Source organism: Burkholderia territorii (assembly GCF_902833055.1).
GTDB lineage: Bacteria > Pseudomonadota > Gammaproteobacteria > Burkholderiales > Burkholderiaceae > Burkholderia > Burkholderia territorii.
Genome location: NZ_CADFEJ010000151.1, coordinates 1 through 442, shown reverse-complemented (window position 1 = coordinate 442; position 442 = coordinate 1). Strand labels below are relative to the sequence as shown.

Here is a 442-nt window from a genome sequence, read left to right as displayed (position 1 = left end):
GAAAAGAGAGATCATTTTCGGGCAGCGACTTGCAGGGTCACGTCAAACTTCCACTCGGACCACTGTTAGAGTTTTGGTCGTTCTGCAATGCCATTGCGGAGATGATCCGCTTGGGTTTTCCGCGCGCAAACCTAGCGCAGATCATTTAGAGGCCAGTTCAAAAAGACTGCTCGATGTGCCTGAAGATGTTCCAACAGACAAGCGAGCAACCGAGTTTCAGGAATGCTTCGTGAATGTCAGCCCGCCGCTCGAAGCGAGTGCGTAGGCGATGAAAACTGTGGAGCCAGGAGTGAGTGCGTTCGACCACCCAACGATACTTGCCCAGACCACTGCCATGCTGGGTCCGGCGCTTGGCGATCACGGATTTGATACCTCGCTCGCGCAACGCGCGACGATGTCGGGTGGAGTCGTAGCGGCGATCGGCGTAGACGACGCCGTGCTT

General features: G+C 56.1%; 1 protein-coding gene. It reads right to left on the bottom strand.

Annotation, left to right across the window (positions count from 1 at the left end; genetic code table 11):
* Positions 1-157: 157 nt before the first annotated feature.
* A partial coding sequence (locus tag HW466_RS31475) for a transposase (protein WP_176316181.1) occupies positions 158-442 on the bottom strand: 285 nt, incomplete at its 5' end.